Annotated in this window: 20 protein-coding genes; 4 read left to right on the plus strand and 16 right to left on the minus strand. The window is 58.7% G+C overall.

Annotated features, from left to right (window positions below; all coding sequences use genetic code 11):
• Positions 1 to 77 precede the first annotated feature (77 nt).
• Positions 78 to 1778, minus strand: a complete 1701-nt coding sequence (locus AC1ATL_RS04540) for an isopeptide-forming domain-containing fimbrial protein (protein ID WP_476568819.1) — start codon at positions 1776 to 1778, stop codon at positions 78 to 80.
• 844 nt (positions 1779 to 2622) lie between these two features.
• Between AC1ATL_RS04540 and AC1ATL_RS04545 the strand changes: the two genes are divergently transcribed.
• Positions 2623 to 3069, plus strand: a complete 447-nt coding sequence (locus AC1ATL_RS04545; protein WP_065440778.1) for a transcriptional regulator — start codon at positions 2623 to 2625, stop codon at positions 3067 to 3069.
• A gap of 28 nt (positions 3070 to 3097) precedes the next feature.
• Here the strand turns inward: AC1ATL_RS04545 and AC1ATL_RS04550 are convergent, their stop codons facing one another.
• Together AC1ATL_RS04550 and AC1ATL_RS04555 are read right to left on the minus strand one after the other, a co-directional pair.
• On the minus strand, positions 3098 to 3301 hold the full coding sequence (locus tag AC1ATL_RS04550; RefSeq protein WP_144164341.1) for a helix-turn-helix domain-containing protein: 204 nt from the start codon (positions 3299 to 3301) through the stop codon (positions 3098 to 3100).
• A complete protein-coding gene (locus tag AC1ATL_RS04555) occupies positions 3301 to 4929 on the minus strand; it encodes a RecQ family ATP-dependent DNA helicase (RefSeq protein ID WP_476568822.1) in 1629 nt (542 codons plus the stop codon). Before AC1ATL_RS04555 ends, AC1ATL_RS04550 begins: the two co-directional genes overlap by 1 nt.
• A 302-nt stretch (positions 4930 to 5231) precedes the next feature.
• On the opposite strand from AC1ATL_RS04555, the gene AC1ATL_RS04560 reads away from it, so the two are divergent.
• Entirely contained in the window at positions 5232 to 6065 is an 834-nt protein-coding gene (locus tag AC1ATL_RS04560; RefSeq protein ID WP_476568824.1) for a hypothetical protein, read from the plus strand.
• A gap of 87 nt (positions 6066 to 6152) precedes the next feature.
• Here the strand turns inward: AC1ATL_RS04560 and AC1ATL_RS04565 are convergent, their stop codons facing one another.
• The 10 genes from AC1ATL_RS04565 to AC1ATL_RS04610 all read right to left on the minus strand — a co-directional run bounded on the left by AC1ATL_RS04565 (position 6153) and on the right by AC1ATL_RS04610 (position 9954).
• The gene (locus tag AC1ATL_RS04565; protein ID WP_476568825.1) at positions 6153 to 6635 is read right to left on the minus strand and encodes a hypothetical protein; all 483 of its coding nucleotides are present in this window, start codon (positions 6633 to 6635) and stop codon (positions 6153 to 6155) included.
• Complete coding sequence (locus AC1ATL_RS04570; protein WP_476568826.1) at positions 6632 to 7075, minus strand: hypothetical protein; 444 nt, start codon at positions 7073 to 7075, stop codon at positions 6632 to 6634. Before AC1ATL_RS04570 ends, AC1ATL_RS04565 begins: the two co-directional genes overlap by 4 nt.
• Complete coding sequence (locus AC1ATL_RS04575) at positions 7072 to 7284, minus strand: hypothetical protein (RefSeq protein ID WP_204442223.1); 213 nt, start codon at positions 7282 to 7284, stop codon at positions 7072 to 7074. The genes AC1ATL_RS04570 and AC1ATL_RS04575 overlap by 4 nt, the downstream gene beginning before the upstream one ends.
• Positions 7265 to 7621 carry a hypothetical protein gene (locus AC1ATL_RS04580; protein WP_476568828.1) on the minus strand — a complete coding sequence of 119 codons (357 nt, stop codon included), beginning with the start codon at positions 7619 to 7621 and terminating at the stop codon, positions 7265 to 7267. Before AC1ATL_RS04580 ends, AC1ATL_RS04575 begins: the two co-directional genes overlap by 20 nt.
• Positions 7618 to 8046 (minus strand): hypothetical protein, encoded by a 429-nt coding sequence (locus AC1ATL_RS04585; protein WP_476568830.1) that lies wholly within the window; start codon positions 8044 to 8046, stop codon positions 7618 to 7620. The genes AC1ATL_RS04580 and AC1ATL_RS04585 overlap by 4 nt, the downstream gene beginning before the upstream one ends.
• On the minus strand, positions 8030 to 8251 hold the full coding sequence (locus AC1ATL_RS04590) for a hypothetical protein (protein ID WP_204442220.1): 222 nt from the start codon (positions 8249 to 8251) through the stop codon (positions 8030 to 8032). The genes AC1ATL_RS04585 and AC1ATL_RS04590 overlap by 17 nt, the downstream gene beginning before the upstream one ends.
• Positions 8248 to 8634 (minus strand): ribbon-helix-helix domain-containing protein, encoded by a 387-nt coding sequence (locus AC1ATL_RS04595; RefSeq protein ID WP_476568832.1) that lies wholly within the window; start codon positions 8632 to 8634, stop codon positions 8248 to 8250. The genes AC1ATL_RS04590 and AC1ATL_RS04595 overlap by 4 nt, the downstream gene beginning before the upstream one ends.
• On the minus strand, positions 8631 to 8813 hold the full coding sequence (locus AC1ATL_RS04600; protein WP_204442218.1) for a hypothetical protein: 183 nt from the start codon (positions 8811 to 8813) through the stop codon (positions 8631 to 8633). Before AC1ATL_RS04600 ends, AC1ATL_RS04595 begins: the two co-directional genes overlap by 4 nt.
• 13 nt (positions 8814 to 8826) lie before the next feature.
• Complete coding sequence (locus AC1ATL_RS04605) at positions 8827 to 9168, minus strand: transporter (protein ID WP_204442217.1); 342 nt, start codon at positions 9166 to 9168, stop codon at positions 8827 to 8829.
• Positions 9169 to 9594: 426 nt separating this feature from the next.
• Positions 9595 to 9954, minus strand: a complete 360-nt coding sequence (locus AC1ATL_RS04610; RefSeq protein WP_476568835.1) for a hypothetical protein — start codon at positions 9952 to 9954, stop codon at positions 9595 to 9597.
• On the opposite strand from AC1ATL_RS04610, the gene AC1ATL_RS04615 reads away from it, so the two are divergent.
• Together AC1ATL_RS04615 and AC1ATL_RS04620 are read left to right on the plus strand one after the other, a co-directional pair.
• Positions 9953 to 10918: a GNAT family N-acetyltransferase gene (locus tag AC1ATL_RS04615; RefSeq protein WP_476568837.1), complete on the plus strand. Its 966-nt coding sequence runs from the start codon at positions 9953 to 9955 to the stop codon at positions 10916 to 10918. The two genes, AC1ATL_RS04610 and AC1ATL_RS04615, sit on opposite strands and share 2 nt — an antisense overlap.
• A 62-nt stretch (positions 10919 to 10980) precedes the next feature.
• Entirely contained in the window at positions 10981 to 11847 is an 867-nt protein-coding gene (locus tag AC1ATL_RS04620) for a GNAT family N-acetyltransferase (RefSeq protein WP_204442214.1), read from the plus strand.
• Positions 11848 to 11857: 10 nt separating this feature from the next.
• Here the strand turns inward: AC1ATL_RS04620 and AC1ATL_RS04625 are convergent, their stop codons facing one another.
• From AC1ATL_RS04625 to AC1ATL_RS04635, 3 genes are all read right to left on the minus strand, one after another.
• Positions 11858 to 12016 (minus strand): hypothetical protein, encoded by a 159-nt coding sequence (locus AC1ATL_RS04625; RefSeq protein WP_476568839.1) that lies wholly within the window; start codon positions 12014 to 12016, stop codon positions 11858 to 11860.
• Between the two features lie 63 nt (positions 12017 to 12079).
• Complete coding sequence (locus tag AC1ATL_RS04630; protein ID WP_476568841.1) at positions 12080 to 13411, minus strand: tyrosine-type recombinase/integrase; 1332 nt, start codon at positions 13409 to 13411, stop codon at positions 12080 to 12082.
• Between the two features lie 388 nt (positions 13412 to 13799).
• Positions 13800 to 15209 (minus strand): hypothetical protein, encoded by a 1410-nt coding sequence (locus AC1ATL_RS04635; RefSeq protein ID WP_476568843.1) that lies wholly within the window; start codon positions 15207 to 15209, stop codon positions 13800 to 13802.
• Between the last annotated feature and the right edge of the window lie 150 nt (positions 15210 to 15359).

The raw sequence follows: 15359 nt of genomic DNA on the forward strand, positions 1-15359 counted from the left end.
GGAGTGTTCCCCCAGGTCCGTCCCCTCCCGGTTTTTTCTGCAGTTATTAGGTTGGTGTCTTTGCCGTTCGCGTGCTTTTAGGCGCGTTTGCGGAGGATGATGGTGCCGGCCGCGACGAACAGGACGGTCATGGCCGCGAAGATCGTCATCCAAACGCTACCGGTCTTCGGCATATCCAGAATGGAACGCGCGTTGATGACGGTGGTCTGCGCGTTGGAGCCCTTCGGAGTCGTGTTGGACGCGAGCTTGTTGGAATCCTGGGTAAACGGGTTGAACGTCGTGATGCCGGTGGACTGGTTGACCTTGAGCGTATAGGAGAAGTTCGGCAGGATCGTGATGCCGGTGTACGGGCTCTTGGTCTCCTTCATGGTGTACGCGCCGTCGAGGCCGGTGATGTTAATGACGCCGTTGTTGCCGGACACGGACGTGATCGTGTCGGTCGTGCCGGTCGTTTCGGTCCGGTCGGCCTTGCGGTACGTGTAGCCGTCCGAGCTCTTGACGAACGCGACGGCGGCCGTGCTGCCGCTCTCGAAGATCTGGAAGGTCGCGCCGGCCAACGGCTGGTTGTTGGTGTCCTTCTTGACGAGCTGGAGCTTGCCGACCCACACCTTCACGGTGTTGCCCGGGGTGGTGGTGTGGTCGGTCACGGTGTTCGGGTTGCGAGAGTATTCCACGTTCACGGTGTTCGTGTCGGCGGTCTGCGGGACGGCGTTCTTGTTGACGGTCATGGTGTAAGTGACCTTGACGGCGGTCTGGATCGGATAGGATGCGGCCATGGCGACGATGTCGGACACGGTTCCCGCGGCCTCCGCGTCGGCGGTCGGCGCGAAGATCACATGGAACTTGCCGGACTCCGTGGTGACCTTCCAGTACGTGTGGCTGGAGTCGTTGACGAGGTCCTTGCCGTTCACGTTGACCTTCACGGTGCTCGGGTCGAACGTGAGGCCGGCCGAATACGTGTCGTTAAGCGCGTAATAGTATTTGTCGAAGCCGGTCCAGTTCGGCACCTGACTGGTGAGTTCGAAGCTCACGGTCTTTCCGATGGATGTTTCGGCGGTCGCGCCGCCGCCTTCGACGGTGCCGCGGCTGGTCGCGGTGATCTTTTTGCTCACGGTGGTGCCGTGGGTCTTGTAGGACACGGTGCCAAGCGTGTAGTTCGTGCTGCCGTTCTTCAGCGTGGTCTTTCCGTCGATGCCGGTGCCGTTGAACATGACGATGGACGCCTGGCCCGTGGTGGTGCGGTCGATGATCGCGTACACGCCCGGCGTGACGCTGGCGGTCATGGTGTTCGCATTCGCGCCCTTGGCGAGCTTGACGCCCGCGTCACCGGTGATCGCGCTCTCATGGTTGAGCTTGTTCAGGAAGTTGCGCAGCTGGCCGGTCCATGGGTTGTTGGTCGAGTCGAGCAGGTTCTGCACGACCCAGATCATCGGATTGTTCGCGTTGTACGCGTACGCGCCGCTTTTGGTCGTGGACGTGTTGATGCCCGCGTTCTTCAACGCGTTCGCCACGGCGGTCTTCTTGCCGGAATCGACGAGGTCGAAGCCGGTGATGTTGGTGCCGTCGGTCTGCGCGTACGAGTATTTCGCAAGCTGGACCGCGACGAGGTTCTTGCCGCTGATGTCCATGTTGGACGTGACGGTGATCGGCTGGGCGACAGCGAGCTTGCCGGCGTCTATGCGGGTGTCCGCGGCCACCGCGGTCCCGGTGAATCCCATGGCGAGTGTCGCCATGGCGGCCAACGCGCCGACCGCGGTCTTGAATGGTTTCGGTACCATGCTGGGTATCCTTTCCTTTTTTGTTCTTCGTGAAAATGGGCCACTGCATCCTCAGGCGGATGCGTGGTCTTGTTCCTCCATGTCGTTCACATGGCCGGATGGTTTCCGGCCCGATATCGGCACTGTTATTCCCGCCCGCCATAGGAAGGTCGTGCGGGCCCGCACGCATGGTTCGCCCTCAACGGTTTCCCGCATCCATGTCAGGGGGTTTATGTGACAGCACCACCGCCCTTTTCCTTCCGTGCCGGACTATGAGGGGGAAGACGATGGCGGCCGGCCTCTCCCTGTCGGGAGGATGCCGGCCGCCATCATGAAAACGGGAACGCCTTGTGCGTCACGCGCGCCCGGACCGTCGTCGTCCGATCGTCCATAACGCCAGTCCCGCGTCCGCGATGGGTGGTCGGACGAGACTACGCTGCAGAAGATAAGCCAATATCGTCGTGGGGACGGTCCGGATCAGTGGGCTTGCTGCTGGTCCGCGTCGGTGAACATGAGTTTCTGGAGTTCCTGAGCGAGCTCCGTTTCCCGGCCCTGCCGCGCATGGGCATGGCGGGGCATGGTCCGCTGTCGAAATAGTCCCGAAGCGACAAGCGGAGGGTCCGTTGTTTTCCGGCGGCGGGATTTTGCCGGCATCGGCGTCGTTGCCTAGGGTCTCGTCGGGATGGGTTGGGCCGTCGGTCTTTTCTAGCTGCATCCGGATTATCCGCTTATCCGAACTCCATGGACGTCGTCGTGGCGCATCTCTTCTTTGCTGCTCTTGCGTGTAGAATCAGCGGTTGTCCATTGTTTTCCGGGATGGCTTCGAGGCCGCCTGGTTCCCTCGAGGAAAAGGGGTTTGGAGATCATGGTTTTCACGTGCATCGAGATGGAGACGAGGCGTCGCATGCTTGGTTTGAGCCAGGCCGATCTGGGTGTGATTCTTGGCCTGCTCGTACCGAAGGATCCGTCCGATCCCAAACCGGTGGGACAGCAGACCGTCTCCCGTTGGGAGGAAGGCGTGAACGGCCATGAGGAGCCGCCGTATTGGGTGCAGTCCGCCCTGCCGAAGGTGTTCGACAGGATCAGTGAGATTCAGGAGGCGTTGTTCAGGCGCGTGCTTCCTTTCGTGGAATCATTGGAGGCAAGCGAGGACGGTCTGGTGCATGTGCCGATGTACCGGTCGGACCGGGCTTTCGCGCGTGCGATGCCGAAGATGGCGGGCTGGCCGGCGAGCCTGTGGAACAGCGCGGCGTTGAGGGCGGTGGATTCGTTGGACGATGGCAGGGAGTACCAGTTCGATATGGTCCGCTGACTTTCGGCGTTCCCGACGGTTGTACGGTTCAGTCCAATAGGTCTTCGGCGTGGACGCCTAGCGCTTCGGCGAGGGTGACGGCCGTTTTCAGGGTCATGTTGGCAGTGGGGATGCGTCCGGTTTCGAATTCGCTGATCCTGGATTGTTTGATGCCGGTGGCGTGGGAGAGTTCAATCTGGCTCAACCCTTTTTTCCTTCTCAGTCCGGCCAGTCTTGTTGTTTTGTTTGGCATTATGGCTCCAATAGCGTGTGGTAGCTGCCGACGTAGATGGTTCCGTCGTCGATGAGCTCGTGGATGCGGTCCTCGATGACGTCCTCGTCCAGGTCCGAGAGGGCGCCGTATCCGTCGAGCTGGTCTATGTCCCTGTCGTCGACTCCTTCGCCGGTGTCGCCCATGAGACTGCGGATGGTTTTGCGGATGCCATATCCGAAGCCGAGCATTCGTTCCCGGTCGTACACGAATCCGGCGATGGTCGCGTCTATTTCGGCGAGGTCCAGGCCTTGCGTGCTGGTCTTGGGCTTGGTTTTCTTGGTTTTTCCGCCCGTACTGGACGGCTGGTCGCAGTCCGCGATGTACGTGCAGTTGCCGCAATTGTCGCAGTATTCATCGTGGTCGTCTCCGAAATAGTCGAGGATCACTCCCCGGAGGCATGAGTCGGACTCGCAGTATCCGCGCATCGCGTCGAGACGCTCGAACGCGGCCTGCTGCGCTTTGGAACGGTCTTTCGGATCGTCGAGCGCGTTGCCTGCGTTGTCTGCGAGGCGTCTTTCCCAGTTCATGAAGTCGCTTCCGGCCCAGAGCATGACGCTGCGTGCGGGCTTGCCGTCGCGTCCCGCGCGACCGGCTTCCTGGTAGAACGATTCGAGGCTTTCGCAGGGCCCGTCGTTGAGGACCCAGCGAACGTCGGGCTTGTCTACGCCCATGCCGAACGCGGTGGTCGCGCAAATCACGTGCGGCGATCCGGTGAGGAACCCGTCTTGGATACGGGCCTTCTCCTTGTCTGTGAGGGGCGCGTAGAACGCTTCCGCGTCGATGCCGGCGTCCTGCAGGCATTCGGCGAGTTCGTCGCAACGGCGGATGGTGGTGCAGTACACGATGCCGCTTCCCTCATGGTTTTGGGCCCATTTCGTGATGAATTTCCTGCGTGCTGATGGTTTGAGTTCGATTGAGTCGAACCGAATGTTGGGACGGTCGAAACCGGTGCCGATCATGATGGGCTGTTCAAGGCCGAGGTCTTGGGCGATTTCCGGGACCTGTCGCTTCGTCGCGGTCGCGGTGAACGCGGCTACCACGGGACGTGAAGGCAGGCCCGCGATGAATTCGCCGATCCGCATGTAGCCTGGCCGGAAATCGTGGCCCCATTGAAGCACGCAGTGGGCTTCGTCGATGGCGATGAGATCCACGCGCGTGGATTGCGCGAAGGCGGTGAAATCGTCGGCGAACAGGCGCTCCGGCGCAACGTACAGGATGCGCAGACCTCCCCCATGGGCCATGTCGTAGATGTTTCGACGTTGCTTCGGCGTCACTCCGCTGTCGATCAGCGCGGCGGTCACTCCCCTCGCCTGCAGGGACTTCACCTGGTCGCGCATGAGCGCGCGCAGCGGGGACACGACGAGCGTGAGATGGCCGGCTCGCATGGCGGGAAGCTGGTAGCAGACGCTTTTGCCGCTGCCGGTCGGCATGACGGCGACCAGGTCCCGGCCATTGAGGATGGTGTTGACGGCTTCGAGCTGTCCGACACGGAATGCTTTGTATCCGTAGGCCTTGTCGAGTTGGTTCAGGGCGGCTTGGGACCAGTCCCGTAGTTCGTCCTGCAGGATGGCGCCGGACTCGGTGTCGAGGTAGTTGACGTTCATCATATGCGGTTTCCTTTTTCCGTTTCGGGCTCGGCCTGTGCCCTCCCGATAACACCAATATTATCACACTATTGGGATATTTTATGTTGGCGCCGGTGTAACATTTGATGGTGGAAACCGTCGAACGAACAGCAAAACGGCATTTTTCGCGAATTATTGCGAGACGAGTGGGAAATGGCCGATCGGCCTGTTTCCGTAGACATGAAGGCCTCCGTATCCGTTCCGTTTCCATTCCGCACGCGTGACTTTTGTGGATTGGAGGTCCGGTTTTGCCTCGTTTCTACCGATTCGACGGGTCCACTGGCATGGATCTGCGTCCCGCCGCAGTGTTGGAGGCGGACGCCGCGCGTATAGATGAGTTGCGCCGCCGGCGCGATTCGATGGCCGTGGCCACCCGCATCCGCATGGTCGACCAGCCGCCGGAAGGATTATTACCCCTATCCCTGTTCGACCGGACGCCTTTGCCTGATCGGACGGCGTTGCATCCCCGTACCATGGAGACGGTCGCTCCGGACATCGCCGGCCTGTACGTAGATTACATGACGCGAATCGCGATGGGCGCGCCCAAAAGAGTCGCGTTCCGCATTCCCCTGTTGGGCGCCCGTCTGGTCGGCCAGGGTGAGTATGCGGAATCGTTGCTGTCCAGAACGGTGGATTTCGCTTTTCCTTCGGCTCGCGCTGCGTGCCTGCTGCTTGATTTCGACGCGGCCTCACGACGTGGACCGCAGTATTGGAGACCGCGGCGGATGGTTCCGGATGCGGCGACGTATTTCAATCTGACACGCATGGTCGCCAGGTCCCGCGTGTTCCTCGACGAGTATGGTCCGGCGGTATGGGAGGGATTCGATTTCGAGGGAGGCTATACGGACCGGATCACGAGCGGGTCCGGTGATTTCCTCACCGGGGACACGTTGTGGGATTTCAAGGTGAGTGGTTATCCTCCGAATCCCCGGTACACGCTTCAACTGCTCATCTATTGGCGGATGGGATTGCATTCCGTCCACCCTGAATACCAGTCGATCCGGCGGTTGGGTTTCTTCAACCCCCGCCGGAACGAGGTGTGGCTGTTGGACGTGGACCGGATTACGCCGGAGCTCATCGATTGGACTGACCGTGAGCTGATCGGATATCCGGCCTGATGGCAACTCGTTCAGTATGCGAGCTCCAGACGGTACCCTTTCCTTTGGTTGACGGTTTCAATGAACTGGCTAAGGAACCTTCTCCGTTCATTGTTCATTCCTTTCCTTCGCCGCTTGCCTGCGCCATCGGCTCACGCACCGTTCGATGCGTTTGCGTCCGATGACTTCCGGACCGACGCCCGCGCTTCTGAACACGTCCACCGGCCTGACACCCAACTCGAGCTCGTATTCCACATAGCGGATGAAATACCTGTTCCAGGTGATCCGTTTCTCACCGCACTCGTCAACGGCGTCGAGACCACACAGGTATTGTCGTTCCTCGGCATCGAATGGCTTGTTGCATGGCCTTGCCTTCGGTTTGGCCCGGTTCATTCTGCCCTGTTGCAACGCTTCCTGTTTCAAGAGTAGTTTCACGCCTTCCGCGAGGACCTGGGTTGGCGTCATGTGATGCATCACCGCATACGATTCGATTTGTCTTTTGAGTGAAACGGGCAATCCGAGACCAGTGGTCTCATCGTCATCGTCTGATGGCTCGTCTTGTGATTGCGTTTCGTCTGTCGGTTTGTTCATTGTCCCCTCCCGATTCTTTCTTTGATGAATTCGGATATCTTCTCGAGGCAGAACGCCGCGCCGGAACGGGCCTGCGGGTTTCCGACCATGAGTTGGTCGTAGCAGAAGTCCCCGGTGCAGGGATCGACGGCGATGATGTAGTCGTCGCTGTCGGGTTTGCCGTCGCATCCCATCGGTTCGATCCAGATCGCTTCCGATATCACGAGGGAGGTTTCAGGGTTTCCGGTTTCGGTTCCGAGGCTTCGCAGCGCTTTCGCCATGGCCGTGCAGACGTCGGCGATCAGGAACGCGTCCGGTCCCGCGTGCCGGTCGAGGAAGTGTTCCACTCCGGTGTCCGTGTCGGACAATCGGGTCGCCCGCATGCCGGCGACGGCCATGCGCGCCATGGGCACGGTATGTCCCATGACGGCCCCGAACCAGCATCTGTCCCTGTCGCTCATCGTTTTCCTCCTCTTCCCTGCCGCCATGCGCGGATGATCACGCCCGCGCAGAATATGATGGCCACGGCGAGCACGAGCAGCAGGATGAGCCATAGCCACCCGTATCGTGGCAGCAGCGCGCATTCCGCGCAGACCATGATGATCGCGGCGATGCAGGCCACTATGATGACGACCGCTTTGACGATGGGGTCATGATCCCTGTTCATCATGCTTCTCCTGTTCACGTTGCTTCTCGAGGTTCTCACGCCATCGGGCGGCGCATCGTTCGACGCGTTTGCTGCCGATGATCTCCGGGCCGACGCCGGCTTTGCGGAAGATGCCGCTCGGAGCGTATCCCTGGTCGAGTTTCGCCGTCGCCCACGCGATGAACGCCCGGTTCCAGGTGATCCTTTTCTCGCTGCACGCGTCGACCGCGTCCAGACCGCACAGGTATCGGCGTTCCTCGGCGTCGAATGGCTTGTTGCGTGGCCGTGCTTTCACTTTCGGTCTGTTCATTGTCCTGTCCTCCTTGCCGGCCTCCGGTCCGGCTGTTTTGGCTTTCGTCATATGTCGAGTTCTCCTTGGATGACGGCGTGGCTGCCGTCCGGCCCGTAGTCGGATTCGTCCAACTGCCAGGTCTTCTCCTCGCTTCCGTCGAACGGGCGTTCCTCCACGATGGTCAGTCCGCACACGCCGCAGCGCATCAGCCGTAGTCTGCTTCGGGCCGTGCGGCCTGTGATGCTCCATGGTTTCCACAGGTGGGGCCGGCCCCGGTTCCATCGACGTCGACTGTCGGTGTCGGGGCATGCCTGGAGGGTTCCCAGACGGTTGTTCCCGCAGAGGAACAGCATGTCTCCAATGTTGGTCCAATGGTCGATCCAGTGGATGATCTCACCATCCCATCTGACGGGCAGCCGTTCGTCCAGGAGCGCGCTTCCCACCCGGAGGGCCGCGTCGATCTCCCCTACCGTGGTCTCATCGTTCGCCGTCATAACGTGTTCGCGTCCCATCCTGGCCGGCTTGGTGTTCCACACCGGCGAGGAACGCCTGGCTGATGATGTTCAACGTGTGGTCGATGCCGTACCGGTCGTTCCGATCCGTGACCCGGTACCGTTCCTGCATCCGACGCGCGTAGTCGTTCGCGGGTCCGAGCGCCTGGCACAGCACGTCCTCCCACATCGTTCCGTCGTCGCTCATTCGGTTTCCTCCTTCTTGTCGATCGCCATTTCCGCGCGGATGCAGAACGACAACGCGTCCGACCATGCGCGCTCGTATGCGATGACCCATGCCTGTGCCGGCGATTCGTCGGTCAGGTGGGCTTCCAACAGTGATTTGATGGCTTGGTTCCGCACGTATTCGCCCGCCTCGCTGTTCGCGATGGCCGAAGGCGCGTCCTCATGCCTGAGTTGGAGTTGCACGGCTTCGATGATGAGTTTGTCCACGCTGGTATCACTGTGTTCAGCCTGCTGTTTGAGCTGTCGCGCAAGATCGGCGGGCAGGAACACCCGTATCATGGTCCTCCCGTTCCGGCTTGCGCCGGCCGCGGTCTCCTTCATGGAGAACAGCGTGTCATCGTTCATTTCGCTCCTTTTCCGCTGGGCCTGAGCCGGTCGAGCCGGCCGCGGATGTCGGACAGGCGCCGCTCCATGGTTTCGATGGCGTGGCGTAATTCGAGATCCTCGCTGACCAGGCAGTGCGTCTGCGTGCGTATCAAGTCGATCCCGGATGTTTCGCGTGCCGGTGGGTTGCGTGTTTCCATGTCCGCCGTCCCGTCACCGGTCGGGGATCATGGCGCCGTCGCTGACGGTGAGTTCCGCCCATGCCAGGTTCACGGCCTGCGCCAGCCGGAAGGTCGTGTGGTTTTCGTGTTTTTTTGCTTGTTTGACGAGTGCGTGGTAGAGCCGTTCGGCTGTTTCGCATGCCTGGCTGTGGCTTATGGGCTCTTCGATGCCGTTTTGCCGCGGGTCGATGCCGAGCTCCAGCATGGCCTGGTCCATTCGCGCGGCCGCCGCGGGCAGTCCGTGCGTGTCCCCCTCGCCGAGCATGTCGATGTTCCGGACCGTGGCGTCGAGCTGTCCGGTGAATTCGGCCGCCCGTTGGATGAGTTTTCCCATGTTGCTCCCCTTCCCCTGTTCCCGTCAGGATCGTGATGATGAGGATTGGAATGATCGCCAGGGACACGAAACCGCACACGTCCCCGACCATCCGGCTTGGGCGTATCATCCGTGGGTCGAAGACCGACCAGACGACGGTCGTGATGTAGCATGTGCAGCAGCCGGTGAACAGGTTCATCGCCACGATTGCCATGGTCTTGATCCTGCGTCGCCTGTATGTCCCGTTCCTCATTTCGTTTTCCTTTGGAAAATGAATGATTGGATTGGAGGAAACCGGAAGGGACGGGAGTCTGTTCGCCGTGTTTTGATTGTTGCTATGACTGACCATCGCTCGGGAGAAGCCCCTTCCGGCTTCCTTCGAACATTCCACATGCCCTCTTGTCGATATCTCCCCCTGTTCCGGAAGGGGTGTGTCGTGATGGTCGGTCAGAATGTTTTCCATGGGTGTGGCCGGCCCATGATGTCCTGGTAGTCGGACGCGTTGAGTTCGTTCTCGAGCCTGGCCCTGGTCTCGTGGTATCCGCGTAACGTTTTCGTCGCGAGGGCCTGCATGACTCCCGCCGCGACGGCGAGCATGACCGCGACGACGGTCGGGATGATCGCGAGGATGGTCCGGTTCAGGGCCAGGGCGAAGGCGATGATGAGGAATGCCATGGCTGCCGCGGCGTCCATATCGCGTATGTTCCTCATCATGCGGGCCTGTTCGAGGTTTTGTTCGCTTTCCTGTCTTATCCTGGCCGCTTCTTCGAGACTGAGTCCTTCGGAATGGTGTGGTTCCCGGCTCATGGTTGTTCTCCTGGTGTGTGGTGAAGTTTCATTCCGTCCACATGGGGATCATCCGTTATCGGCCACGCATCCTCGGAGTGTTGTTTTGGTATATGCTTGCCGATATCGGCTCAGCCGGGAAGGTGGTATCGAGATGTCCGGAGTTGATGATGTGCGCTGCGCCGATGTCCGCCAAAGGCCATCCGGCACGGGTGATTTGGGTGAATCTGTGGTTGTCCGCCCTGTGCTGACGAAGGGTGAGGCAAAGAAAGCCCGTATCCTGCTTTCCCAGAACATTGAAGAACTGTCGGATATGCGTGTTCCAGACTTCGTCGGGAAGGATGATGGTTCTTTGCGGCCGACGCTGGTAGGGGCATTTTTCGAAGACCGCATGGTAGGCGCGGCCCTGGTCGGTCCAGTCGGCGATTACGCCGTTGCCTTCGAGCAAAACATCCGTGTCTTCCATCCCTGGTGTGACGCGCGCAAGGCATCTGAGATTCTCCGTAAGTCCGTAGCCGAGGTGCAGGGACTCGTCGTCGACTCCCTCCATCGGGGTAAGGGCATCGGTTTGAGACTCAAGCTGTACTGCGACGTGTGGGCGGCGCAGCATGATGCCGAGTTCATGTTCAGCGTTCCCACGAATGAGGCGGCGTGCAAGATGAACGAGCGTGCCGGCCACATCGTTCTTGGCGATGGCGTCCGCATGGTCGTCCAGGTTCAGGACCGCGAAACCGGGTTCCGTTCCCCCGCGATCGCCGCATGGCAGGACGGTTCCTCTGAGCATCCCGGCTGGAATGCGTTCCGGCAGGTCCGCATAGCGGATCCGCCGTCCGTGCGCGTCGGACAGTGGCCACCCGTCGACGTAATACCGGGGACCAACGGCCTTTATGCAATGGGCGAAGATGGCCGGGTCCGTATGGTGGTCTCCTGGTATGGGTGGCCACGCCCGAAGGAATGCCGAATCGTAACCTGTCCGGTCGATTGATTCCTGGGTTTCCTGTTTTCCCATTGGATTGCCTTTCTTGGTTATTGGAGGTCAATGAGCTTATGGAAGCGTTCGAGAATGTGTTGGACGGTGTCGGGATGGTCGATTCGGTCGTCGATGATGGGAATGATCGTGTTGTCGTCCGGACGGTATCGACGAAGGGTGAGGCAAAGAAGGCGCAGAGGCTTCTTGTCCAGGAGATCGCCGATATGGGGCGTGCAACGTTTCCAAAGGACTGGGTCAACGTGGATGATCGTTTCGGGCCGACGCTGGTAGGGGCATTCCTCGATGATCGCCTGGTAGGCGCGGCCCTGGTCGGTCCAGCACAGGAGTATTCCGCAGCGTTGGCGGCGACATGCCGTGGCGTCTGGCCTTCGCGTCTCCTTGACGACGCATTGTATTTGGTCGGGACGGAAATCGCAGAAACGCCAGGCATCGCGGTCGTTCCCGACCATCGGGCCGAGGGCATCGGATTGAGGCTCAAACGGTATTGCGACCTGTGGGCCGCACAGCATGGCGCTTATCTCATGTTCAGCCGTCCGACCAACAAGGCCGCGTGTCGCCTCAATGAGAAAGCCGGCCACAAGGTCCTTGAGGGCGATGTCTCGTTCGTCACACAGATCGTAGACGCCCAGGACCGTCCCCTTACCGGTGTCGTTCGTATCGATCCCGCCTGTGATGGTTCCTTCCAGGCCTTCCGCCAGTTGACGGTAGCGGATGGGTTGATGTGGCGGTTCCGGGTCGGCCAGTATCCGGCGGTATCCCAAGTGGACGGGACCGGTGACGATCATGCCGTCCGTATCGATCCTGGTCATATCGCCTGGTATGAGTGGGATCGTTCCGGTCTTGTCCGTAGTGTTCTCGCTCCGGCTCCCCGTTTGGAGCATGACGTTTCCATGGGTTTGCGGCGAGTCTCCATGGAGTCGTGATGTCGATCGCTTATTCGTCTTGTTCCCGGTTTCCATCGTCTTGTCCTTTTCGTTCTGCCGCTTGCTCGTTCATCACGGCGTCGATGTTGTCGAGGATGGCTTTGGCGAGATGCGCGCGCCATTCGGTGATGTCATGCGTCCCACATGGGGATCGTCCGTTATCGCCCATCCGTGTCCGTTTCCCCTGGAACGTCATTCATTGGAATCACTGCACCCGAAAGAACACCAGAATCTATGCGGCTGGCGCTGTCCGAACCGCTAAGCTCTCAAGACGAGTTTCAAGTTCCCTTTTCCGAGCTTGGAGTTGTTCGATCTTTTTATTGATCTCGCCGATGGCTTCTTCCACCATTTCAGTGTCTTCCATGGGCAGGTAGTCGGACGCCAGTCGTTCTGCCACCTCGCGTTGGTGTTCCGGGACCACGCGCTGGTAGTAGCCGATTGCGACGTTGATGTCGTGGTGTCCGAGTTCGTTCATGGTTTCCCGCAGCGTGCCGCCGTGGATCATGTACAGGGTCGCATGCGTCGCGCGCAGGGTATGGAACGATATATCGTCTCGTCCTACCTTCCTTCGAGCCACACGGAACTGGGCTTGCAATGTGGGCGGTGGGAGCACTCCTCCCTTCACGGCCGTGAACAACATCGAGTCGGGCTCTTTCACGGGGCAGAATCGTTCGATGTGTTTTCTGATCATCGGAATGAGGATGGATGATACCGGCAGGACACGTTCGCTTTTCCGTGTCTTGGGCGGACATAATTCGTACGGACCGCAATCGTCCGTTCCTCTATCGACGCTGTGGCGGACATAGAGCAGTCCGTTTTCGAGATCCAGATCCCGGAGTTGCAGGCCACAGACCTCTCCGATTCTCAATCCTCCCACCAGAACCGACAGCCACACGGCCAGTCTTGTGTATTCCGGGAACGCGTCCGCGAGCACGTTTATTTCGTTCTTGTCCAGTGGCCGGATGTCCTCTTTTTTCGGTTTGCTTCTGGTGAGGGAATATTTGCAGGGATTCTCGACTTTGAGTCCTTCTTTGACGGCCGCGTTCATCAGTCGTTTGAGCATGAACGAGGCTTTTTCGTATCCATCCGGAGATGGTATCTCTTTTTTCGCTTTCCTTCTCCATCTCGCGACTTCGTTTTCGGTAATCTCGTTCAACGGCATAGTGCGGAAATACGGCATGAGTCTGTTGACCGCTAGTTTCGTGCGACGCATGGTGCGTCCGCGCATTTGCCCGTTCTTCTCCTTATACCGGTTGAAATAAGCCCGCGTCCATTCCTCGAACGTCATCAAAGAATCGGTTTTCCTCTTGTCTCGTTCGTTGGGTGGTGTCCACTGCTTGATGCCCTTATTGTGCAGGATGACCAGGTAATGCTCCTCGTCGAGCCATTCGTATGCCTGTGCTTCGTATTCGGGTTTGAACTGCTTGCCTATTTTCTTGTTTTTATCCAAAGGACTCACGTATCGTGCGACGTACGCGATGACCTGTCCTTCATCGTCTTTTCTTTTGATGACCGTGCCCCAGCGGCGGCGTCCATGTCGCTTCTTCCTTGTGCCATCCTCCATCGTCGTACCTCTTTTCGGTTGTCTGGATTTACACCTTTGGTTTTATCGGGTGTCGCGTTTCCAGCATGTCATTCCCTATTTAAAGACGTTCATTGACAGATGGAACAGTAAGCAGAATCGTGATATTCCATACTGACGCCGCTGCGAGCATGGCTATCCAAAAGCCGGAGAAATCACCTTGCCGCTCCGGGCCGCGGAGTGCTAATCGGTTCGTTTCTGGCATAACGAAAAAGCGAGGCGATTCAGGCCGCTATATACCTGCAGCTACACGGGAACATGGCAGCCACTGGCTTGACATCAACACGAGAAAAAGCATGTTGGGGAGATGCTCGAGGGTCCAACATGCCTGGCCGGAAACAATGGATGAGCCGCTTAATCATAATGCTGATTAAAACTGCCTTATTCCATTTCTATCCATTTCTCTGAGATATTTGACCGGCCATGGAAGGACGCTCGGCAAATAAGTGCTTCTCACCCAATCCACATTGCACATGTCGATGATTTGGTCGTCGAAGTTTTCGCCCTCGACCTGGATTATTCTGCGGATTGGAACCATTCTGGGCATTCTTTTGTTCAGATTGGTATTCTGGTATCCGACTGAATATAGGGTTGTTCCATCATCGTCTTCGCCGATGTTTATTCCGAGAAGACTCGGGTAGTTCTTCCCCGCGAATTCCTTGCTTCTTGGATGGGCGGTTTTTTCGGATCGTGGACGTCCTGCCTCGCTTCGAATCGTGTCGATTTCCTTTATCAGCCTGTTTAGATTCGTGGGCATCGCATGCATGCTGGTTCTTGTGATGGCGGCCACGTTTCCATCAGGATTCCGTACCACGCATTCGACTCTCTTTCGGGTTCTGGCCCCATACATTTCACCGGCGGACGCGACGGCCTCCCGCGTCTCTATCATGAAATCTCCCATTTCGAATGAGGGCTGGGAGGGTTGGCTGGTGTCCTTGTGGAATTCGAATCTGCCGTTGAGTCCGATTTTCAGATATAGGTACGGTTCAGGTTCGTCTATTCCTTTTGTTTCCTGACTCTCGTCGGTCTTGCATGGGACGGCGAAGCAGTATCCGCGCACACTGGAATCATCGGTGGTTCCCGTCACTACTTCTTGTTTGATTCTCAGCTCATTGAGGGCCGATGCCACGAGGGCTTTCCTCATGGAATCGCTTTTCCGAGCTTTTGCCCTGTTCCACATTTCGACGCTGATGCATTGGGTGGGGATGCTTCTGTCAAGCATCTGATACGGGTCTTCAACCGTATTCGTGTCCTGATCACGGTTCGCGTACCGGTAATAATCCGCTTCATGAAGAATCATGATTCTCCCCTGCCGACTGCCGTTGGTCTCCACGCCCGCGTCGTGCAAGGCTTGCCGGACCTCATCGACCGCCTGCCCGCAATCTTCCAGACCGTCCACCGTTATCTTCCCGTTCGCCTTGCGGAGGCTTTTGCCTATGACGTTGATCGGGATGGAATCTTTTTGCGGCACGCCAAGCCATTCGAGCCGTGCGAATTTCCCGTAGCAGAGATCGAATAGTCGTAGTATGTCCCGCAAGGCCATGAGTTTCCCTTCCTTGGTTTCTCGGGCATCGAAGGCGAGGGCGTCCACCATGTTGCGTTTACGGTTTCCCTTCCGTACTCTGAGCAGGTATGAGTTATCGTCGTTGACGCGTTTGTCCTTTTGATGCGCCCATATGATCTTCCCCTCGTGCAGCATGAAACGAGGATAGGTCTCCTTTGGCTTGCTCTTGCTGAAATCGCGGTCCCTCAGATAGGAAACTTGGGTGAACGTCTTCACATCCGCGTTCCAGACAAGGGCGTCACCTTCACGTGTGATGGAATGCTCCAATGTGACGACGGCATTGCTTTTATCCTTGATCTCGACGATCTGTCGTAACGCGCCATCCAGATTGAAATGGGTCCATTCATCGCATTCCGTCTCGTCCGA

It is taken from the genome of Bifidobacterium sp. LH_743 (assembly GCF_056355775.1).